This window comes from Waterburya agarophytonicola KI4 (genome assembly GCF_020640915.1).
In the GTDB taxonomy this organism is placed as follows: domain Bacteria; phylum Cyanobacteriota; class Cyanobacteriia; order Cyanobacteriales; family Xenococcaceae; genus Waterburya; species Waterburya agarophytonicola.
Genome location: NZ_JADWDC010000112.1, coordinates 1 through 7,992, shown reverse-complemented (window position 1 = coordinate 7,992; position 7,992 = coordinate 1). Strand labels below are relative to the sequence as shown.

The following is a 7,992-nucleotide window of genomic DNA, read 5'->3' as shown; positions in this document are numbered from 1 at the left end:
GGTTTTGATGTTCAATATTTCCTCTCAACGAAACTGAAAACCCGCAACCAGTTGAAAGTAAACATTAGAATCAAGTTTTACAACTTCAAGCATTTTCCCTAAAAACTTGCCTGAATCTCCGATAAAGGGCTGTCCCAATTTGTCTTCTTGTTTTCCTGGTGCTTCGCCGATAATCGCGATATCTGGTTTAGTTTCACCTCTTCCTGTAACTACCTGCTGACGTTTTTTGCTAAGAGAACAGCGATCGCAATTGGAACAGGCTCGATTGAGTTTTTCTAAAGAGGAGTAAAAAGTAAACTTTTGAGTCTTGGCTTTTGATTGAAGCTCAAATAACTGAGTTTGTTTGATCATGTAAGAACCATTAGTATTGCAAATTCATAGTTTTTCAGAAACTACAAAACGTTAGGTTCTTAACAAATTTATTTGGCTTCTCTAGGATTTAATAGGCACTGAGTAGAGCCTTATTTCAACTACAGGCAACTGTACTAACTTGGATGTTTACATTTAGCTGTTTACGTAAAATATTGAAGATAGCTGTTAAATTATTCATTGTAGGATTGCCACTAGCCGACAGCATTCTATGTAGGCTTTTGCTAGGTAATGAGGTTTGAACGGCAAGATTTTCAAAGCCGATAGTAGCATTAACCAAATCTCTCAATACAACTCTAGCAGTTTCTGGTTCGCCATTAAGAAAGAGAGTTGCTGCTTCATCTAGTAATGCCTTAGCGAATTCAGGATCTCTTCCAATTCGGGCATTAACTGTTTCATTAAAATCTCTAGTTATAGTCATAGATAGTTATTTTCCTTTCTTTCTTTTTTTATATTCTTGATGTAACTTTTTTGCTTTTTTAATATCAGCCTGTTGTTTTTTCTTTGTCCCACCACCGAAGAGAATAATCAATTGTCTGCCTTCTAATGCAAGATATATCCGATAACCAGGACCCCAGTTGATTTTATATTCACCTATTCCATCAAACCATTTGATATTTGAAGTATTTCCTGATTCTAAACGAGATATGGCAACTGTAACTTTTGTTGCAGCTTGAGAATTAAGAGTGTCGAACCATTTCTGAAATGGGCTAGAGCCATCTTCTTGGATGTATTCTTGAATTTTCATACTAAACCTACAGTAACATATATGTTACTAAAAGTTTATTTAATAACAAAAGTATCATTAGCAATAATCGAAACTTCAGTTCCCACTTCTAGTACAGCAATATTAGGTAGCTTTTCAAGCTCTACTTCCTGGCGTAAAGAGCGATCGCTGATTCTCTCTGCCAAAGGATTGAAGAAACCGTCGAGTACGGCAGCCCAAACTTCTCGGTTGTTATTGTTGACAGTGGTGGAGACGCTTGAGCCAAAGTTACCAGTGACTACTGAAGAAGAAGAGTTTGGTTGAGTGAATACCTCTCCTACTTTACCTAGACCCGACAGAGAACTAACCAATAGATCGGTTTTGGCATAGTCGCCACCGCGATCGAAGTGTCCCTTGGCAATCAAAGGTTGCTGCTGTTTGCCAAGAATAGTTAGCTTTTGGGGAGGAAGCGATCGCTGTTGGATTCTGCCCTGCTTATCGGTATAGACAATCGCTACTGCATTAGCATTAACTAATCTGTTACCAGGATTCACCGAACTACTTTCGGCTACTACTACCGAGCCTTTTTCTAAAGCTACTTTGCCATTGCTAGCTATTAAATCTTCAGTAAGTACCAGTGCAAAGCGTTTATTCGGTTGCTGTGAACTACTTACGGATTCATCCCAAAGTAGAGGGATAAAGACTTCGGCAGTGACAGATGTGCCGTAGGCTATTTGGTGCTTATCTCTAACATTTGTTTCTATACGCTGGCGATTGAGTATGCCCAAACTACCTGGGGAGGATTGGATAGTATTATTGGTAGCTATAGATGCTGGTTTAGAAGCAATATTATTAACGAAGGTGGTTTTAGCAGCAGGAGTTTGATTCTTAGGAAATTGGCTAGAAGCAAGTGGTACACCTCGACCAAAATTTGATAGCTGCGCCCATTGTTGTTGAGGGTCAACCCTGGGCTTTGGTTCGACTCTCACTGGTTGGGGTCTGGGTACTGCTTGAGGACGAGGACGAGGTGGCGCGGTACGAGCTACTCTGGGTTGAGTGCGGGGCTGAGGCTGAGGTTTTGGCGATCGCTGGGTCGGAGTAGCCACGGTAGTAGACTCTTTGGGTTCGTCTACTTCTGTGGGAATCGGTTGCTGTGTTGCTCGTTCTAGCTGATGCTTTTGATCTCTTAAGGCTAGTTTACCTCGGTAATCCACTTTAGGTATTGCTATCTCCTCTTGCTGTTCGGGAGTTGATTCTATAACTTTAACTGGTGCGTTTCTTGGTGTCATGAAATTCCAAATTCCTAGCAGAAAGAGAATGCCTAAGCCTGTTACACCGTAAATGAATAAGCTGCGGACAAATGGCTTTTCTTCTGTAGGAGTATCTGAAGGGGAATCTTCCTTAATTTGATATTTCCGATCGATTACTAAAGGCTCTTGGGCTTCGCTATCTAATCCAGCTAGGTCAATTTGGTCTTCTCTGGTGAGTGTTTCTTTATCTTCTGTATATATATTAGTCATTTTGATTAAGCTTCAAATTCTTCAACGTTAATAATTTCCAAGCCGTAGGCTCTAATGCTTTCAATAAGTTGCTGTAAGCTGTTGGCTTCTTCAACCACAGACCTGGGAGGAATCGCAGCAGCTTTGATAGTGATACTTTTGTTAAAAGTGACTGTTTTGGTTTCGGTGTTGGTTGCCGAGTCAAACAAAATCCAATCGGCGACGACATTGATTGCCCAAGTATCTTTGCTGAGGGATAAAGGCTCGGATACATAGCGAACTTTAGCTGATGACTTGAGCTGGTTATCTTGAGAAAATACTACCGAGGGAACAAGCTGACTAAATTCAGTGAGAAAAGCTTTTTGTAGCCGAGTATCCATCATCTGTGCAGCAGCATAGGAATTAGCGGGAATGGTCAGATTGCCATTGACCTTGACTGCGGTTTCTCCTCCCGACCAACCAAGCATCAGGGTGTACCATTTTTTAGTAAATTCAGTAATGGCTTGAGGGGTGCGATAGTTTCCTGGCTTGACCTCGGCTAAGATGGCATCACCATTGCCCATTTGTACGGTAGTGATTCTGTTGTTGGCTAACTTACGATAGCTGCTAGCAGTACTACAGGAGGAAAACGCTAGGGTGATAAATGCCACTGTTAAGGATAGCTGCGCTAAAACAATCTTTTCCTTGCCTGCGGGGGTAATTTGATTGGATTTAATACTAGATTGTGATTTAAACATATGGATGAAATGGTGAATAGGATAGTTAAATGTGATGAGAAGGCAGAAGGCAGGAGGCAGAGGGTAGAAGGGTTTAAGAAAAGGCATACCAAGAAAGGTAATATAATTTTTCTTACTTCAAACTTCTGGCTGTGAGTTTTAGATACACAGTTGATAATTACCAAAGAAGCTGAGTTAGTCGAAGCGAAGCTTTTCACCTCAGTGATGAATGAGGTGGAAGAAATGCAGAAAATTATGGTATCAACTTTGAATAAACTTAAAACCTAGAACTTAAAAACCTTCTGCCTTCTGCCTTCTGCCCTCTGCCTCCTGCCTTTCTTACAGAACTAATAGTACTGCTTTGCTAACTACTTCCGTACCAAAACTGATGGTTTTATCGACGCTGCTGTTAATCGACTGGTATAGAGCCGTGCCACCACCTTTACTCATGGCATAAGCCAAACCTGGACCGAAGAATGCCGCCAAAACCAGAAAAGTAATATCGCTAAATAGCTGGGCATTACTCAAAACAATGGCAGTAGCAGCCAGACCAATAATGATGGTATAGCAAACCTGAATCGCAGCGATCGCCGCAAACCAAGTTAGCCAGATAGAGATGTATCGCTGTCCTGTAGGAATAAGGGTGAGAATAACTGCTATGGGTGCTAAGAGCGAGTGCAGCAGCAGGGCAATCTCAATAATCATATTGAAAGCAAGCTGTACGGCAATTAGCAGGGCATGAACTAAAGTAGTTAGCACTATTTTTTGCGGTGCTAGAATAATTTGTCCTACCGCAGCGATATTGAGGATTGCTCCTTTAATCTTATCTTTGTAATTTTCCAGAACTGCCAAAGCACCGTTATTTTGAGCTTCGGCTTCTTCAACAATCTGGTCGATTTGAGGAATCGTGTTGTTCAAGCAATCGGAATATTCAGTACCGTTGAAGCTATTGCACTGGTTGATTAGAGAGTCGATCTGTTCTCTAGCTGCATTAGTTAGTTGAATATCCTGGAGGGCATTTTGAATGTTGGTTGAGGCGATTTGGGTAGTACTCATCGCTTTGACAAATTCGCGATCGATAGTTCGTAACGCACCTATACCTTGAGAAATCAAAAAACCATTGTTACCGATCAGCAAAGCGACGATAGTGGGCCACACAATAAGTAAAACTAGTCCATGCCAGTCTCTTTTCTGAATTACCTCAGAACCTTGCTTCAAAGCCAAATAAATCAAAATTAATAAAGCAATATCGGCAGCAAAACGCATAATCGCTACCCAAATAGGTGAACTGGTATTGAGAATGACCTGTTGCCAGACGTTTTCAAATCCCTGAAAGATTAACTCCCCAGTGCTAAGAGCTTCTTTAAGAACCAGCAGGCTCTCGAAGTCGGCAAAAGAATCCATTGCAAGTAATTTCATCATCGTTCTTAATTGAATAGTGTAAGGGGGTAGGGTTTAGGGTGTCGGGTGTAGGGAACAATCGGATAGTTTAAAGGAATGGAAATTGAAGTTTAGAGGAAGAGCGATCGCTATTGAATTATGTAGTCAAAAGCATTCATTTCAAAGAGTTTTTAGGTTCAGAAAATAGCTGCCTTGCTCTCACTACACCCAACCCCCTACACCCCAAACCCTTCCCAAACCAAAATCTAAGGATTACCAGGTAATCTAACCAAACCCCACTGTCGGACGGTAAGGTTGGTAGTACCGATATCCTCCCTACGCTTGGCAGCATTAATTCCTGCCAATTCTTCTGCTTGCTGGGCGTTAAGCATATTACTAATGGCGCGGTCTACCTGTGCCTGTTGGTTCTGCTGCACGATTATTCCTTGCCTGGTGGCAGAAATGGCTTCCTGCTGAGAGAGATTTTGGAGGATTTGCTGGGTGACATCTCGACTTTGAGAGTCTTGTCCGAGATCGACGCTTTCGCTAACGCTTTTCTGAACCTGTACCGCAGTCTGCTTGAGACTGTTTTGAGCCGACTCATTGAGAGTAGTCGAACCTACTGTTTCAACTAAAACTTCTCGCACGACGGCATCGGTTTCCGATTCAGAAATAGCATAGCTATCGGGAGTTCCTTCTAGGGTTTCGCTTTGCTGCCTGCTGGGTAAATCTACTTCACCTGCTCCAACACCGCCATTGAAAATAATGTCAATAATCTTGCTGATATCTGGTATCTGGCTGCTGACAAAATCTCCTACAGTATCCTCTAGCCCGCCTAAAAAATCATTAAAGCCACCGAAAAGATCGCCAAATACATTATCAATTACACTACTCACGGTATTGCTTAGTTCTTCATCAATTTTGTCGTAGATAGCGTTGTCATCGGTTGATTGGATATCGGCATTTTCAATGATTTCGCTATAGTCAGTTATTTGGGCATTGTCGGACGATTCGGTAGGTTCGACTAGCTCGAACTCTGGAGCATCGGGTTCATCGGCAAAGGCTTTGGGTTGCTGGACTAAAGTTAATCCAATGGCAAACAGTAACCAACCATGAAGGGCAAAGGTAATTCTAAATTTGGCTAAATTCATAGGTTTGAAAAGCGTTTGTAGAAATTTATTAATGGAGTTTTTTATGTATGCAAACTAGCTGGCTTTTTAGGAGCAGCAACTATTGAATTTTCGGCGTGTCCAATACCTGACATTCCCGAACCCGAACGAATGGCATTAATGTACTGACTAGAAAAATCTCTCAATCCCAGCATCTGCCCTCGCATATTGTCGGGATAGCTCTTCATGACTCTATCTCTTGCTTCTAATTCGCTAGGGCTATTAGCCACAGCAGCTAAGGTCATGGCAGCGGGGTAGTATTCTGCTTGCCAAAAGCGACTATCTTTCTCGATCAGCCATTTGGAACAGAGTCGAGTTTTATCTGGTAGGAATAACTCGGTGGAGTTTTGATTAATCAGTTCGGGATTATAGCCGAGGTGATGGGTCAAGGATTTAGCACCGCTTGAGGTGATTCTGCCAATCATACGGTAGTTGATGTTTTGTAGAATCTGATCTCTGGCGCTACAGTTTTGGATAGCATCGAGGTCTTGAGAGATCAGGATTATTGAGATTCCGCTCTTACGCCCGACGGCACACCAGTTACCGAAGCCGTTGGCAAACCCCTGTTTCTTGAACAGCACCGAAACCTCATCTCCCACAATCAGACTGCGGGGATAAGCTAAAGCATTACGCAGGCAGGCAGCTTGAGTAGTCAGGGCAATAATGTTTTGTTCGGCTTCGCTGTCGAGTCCAGAGAGAGCAAAAAACTTGATTTTAGGGTTGGGAGAAAAGGAACTAGGTCTGCCGATCGCTTTTCCTAGTGGTGATTCTAATAGTGCTGATATCTGGATCTGGATCTGATTGATTGCTGCCTGATCGATCGCTTCAAAGCTGGAGAGGTTGAGCTGTTCCTTGGTACAGAACTTAAGCCAGTCTTTAAGGATGGGTATATCTTGCCATGCCTGGGATTTCCAACCTCTTTCTAGTGCTAAGTTATAGCGTTCGACAATCTCTGGGTCGTTGAGGAATATATTGAGAGTTTTAGCAGCGATCGCTTCTACCCTTTGAGCCAGCCTGGGGTCATTGACTTTACCCATAGCTATTTCGACAATGGCAGCCCGCACCGAATCGAGCCATTGATTCATGCGTTCTTCTCGCTGTTCGCCATTAAAGCGCCTTAGGTCTGGAAGTTCGACGAGATTATTAGAGTGGTAGCGTAGGTCGTGATAAGCTCCCTCATCGCCTAGAAGCTCGATCGCCGTTTTAAAACTATTACCCTGACCAGAGGAAATATCCATGCCGATTACGGGAATACCTGCCCGCAGGTGGTCGAGCATAAACTGCCAAGCCAGGACGGTTTTACCCGAACCAGATGTTCCCAGAATCAGAGCGCGACTAGTTTGTTGGTGGCAGAGATCTATATAAATTGGTTTGCCACCGTTACTGATTAGCTCTACACCCTGACGATCTAAATCTCGCGTTGCCGTTAGGGGAAAGAAACGCCAGACGGTATGGTTGCTAAATACATGGCGACGATCTTCTAGGGCAGAATTATTTTGCAGTAAGCGATTGATGTTAATCGGCAGGCTATCCAACCACAGTGACCAGGCAATATTACGCTCTCGTTTAACCTTTGCCGTCCCAAAACTACGACTCAGTTTGAGACAGGCTAAATCTAACTCTTTGGGATTAGAGCGATAAACAAAGAAAGTAACGGCGGTGTGAAAGGATCTCGCTCCCTTACGCAGTTGCTTTTGTGCCTCAAAGCTTTCTTCTGCCTTAATTTCCGCCCCGACATCCCTGCCCTGTCCCTTAATTACGGCGTGCTTTTGCGCCGAGCGTGACTGTTTGGCAATTTTAGCGAGGCTATCTTCAATCAGGCGATCGTTTGCCAGACTAATTTCTACTACCGCTTCGGTATCCTTGACGTAATTTTGAGAAAGAACATCAAATGACCACCGTAGCTGTTCGCGTTGAGACATGGCAGTTTTTGGTCGCTCGGTCAGAGTCAATACCGCACATTTTTGCTGTCTGCCTGGCAACCAAACGGTATCTTGGCTGCTGCGATGTTCGGGACAGGCGGGTTCTTCGATTCCCTCGGTTAAGACAGTTACGATGTGGCGATCGTTACTTACCTCCTCATCCAGAACAAAACCTCCAACTGGTTGCGGGTTTTCAGTTTCGTTGAGAGGAAATATTGAACATCAAAACCA

9 protein-coding genes are annotated in these 7,992 nt (G+C 43.1%); 1 reads left to right on the top strand and 8 read right to left on the bottom strand.

The window, feature by feature from the left end; all coding sequences use genetic code 11:
• Positions 1-24: 24 nt before the first annotated feature.
• The 8 genes from I4641_RS22785 to I4641_RS22750 all read right to left on the bottom strand — a co-directional run bounded on the left by I4641_RS22785 (position 25) and on the right by I4641_RS22750 (position 7,761).
• Positions 25-351: a uracil-DNA glycosylase family protein gene (locus I4641_RS22785; RefSeq protein WP_229642879.1), complete on the bottom strand. Its 327-nt coding sequence runs from the start codon at positions 349-351 to the stop codon at positions 25-27.
• Positions 352-466: 115 nt separating this feature from the next.
• Positions 467-790: a helix-turn-helix domain-containing transcriptional regulator gene (locus tag I4641_RS22780; RefSeq protein WP_229642878.1), complete on the bottom strand. Its 324-nt coding sequence runs from the start codon at positions 788-790 to the stop codon at positions 467-469.
• Positions 791-796: 6 nt separating this feature from the next.
• Positions 797-1,117, bottom strand: coding sequence for a type II toxin-antitoxin system RelE/ParE family toxin (locus I4641_RS22775; protein ID WP_229642877.1), 321 nt, complete (start codon positions 1,115-1,117; stop codon positions 797-799).
• 35 nt (positions 1,118-1,152) lie between these two features.
• Positions 1,153-2,595 (bottom strand): hypothetical protein, encoded by a 1,443-nt coding sequence (locus I4641_RS22770; RefSeq protein WP_229642876.1) that lies wholly within the window; start codon positions 2,593-2,595, stop codon positions 1,153-1,155.
• A 5-nt stretch (positions 2,596-2,600) separates the two neighbouring features.
• Positions 2,601-3,311, bottom strand: a complete 711-nt coding sequence (locus tag I4641_RS22765; protein ID WP_229642875.1) for a hypothetical protein — start codon at positions 3,309-3,311, stop codon at positions 2,601-2,603.
• Between the two features lie 318 nt (positions 3,312-3,629).
• Entirely contained in the window at positions 3,630-4,712 is a 1,083-nt protein-coding gene (locus tag I4641_RS22760) for a hypothetical protein (RefSeq protein WP_229642874.1), read from the bottom strand.
• Positions 4,713-4,936: 224 nt separating this feature from the next.
• A complete protein-coding gene (locus I4641_RS22755; protein ID WP_229642873.1) occupies positions 4,937-5,821 on the bottom strand; it encodes a hypothetical protein in 885 nt (294 codons plus the stop codon).
• A gap of 41 nt (positions 5,822-5,862) precedes the next feature.
• Positions 5,863-7,761 carry a putative type IV secretion/conjugal transfer ATPase gene (locus I4641_RS22750; RefSeq protein WP_229642872.1) on the bottom strand — a complete coding sequence of 633 codons (1,899 nt, stop codon included), beginning with the start codon at positions 7,759-7,761 and terminating at the stop codon, positions 5,863-5,865.
• Between I4641_RS22750 and I4641_RS22745 the strand changes: the two genes are divergently transcribed.
• Positions 7,760-7,992: hypothetical protein (locus I4641_RS22745; RefSeq protein ID WP_229642871.1), on the top strand; the 233-nt coding region annotated here is incomplete at its 3' end. The genes I4641_RS22750 and I4641_RS22745 overlap by 2 nt on opposite strands.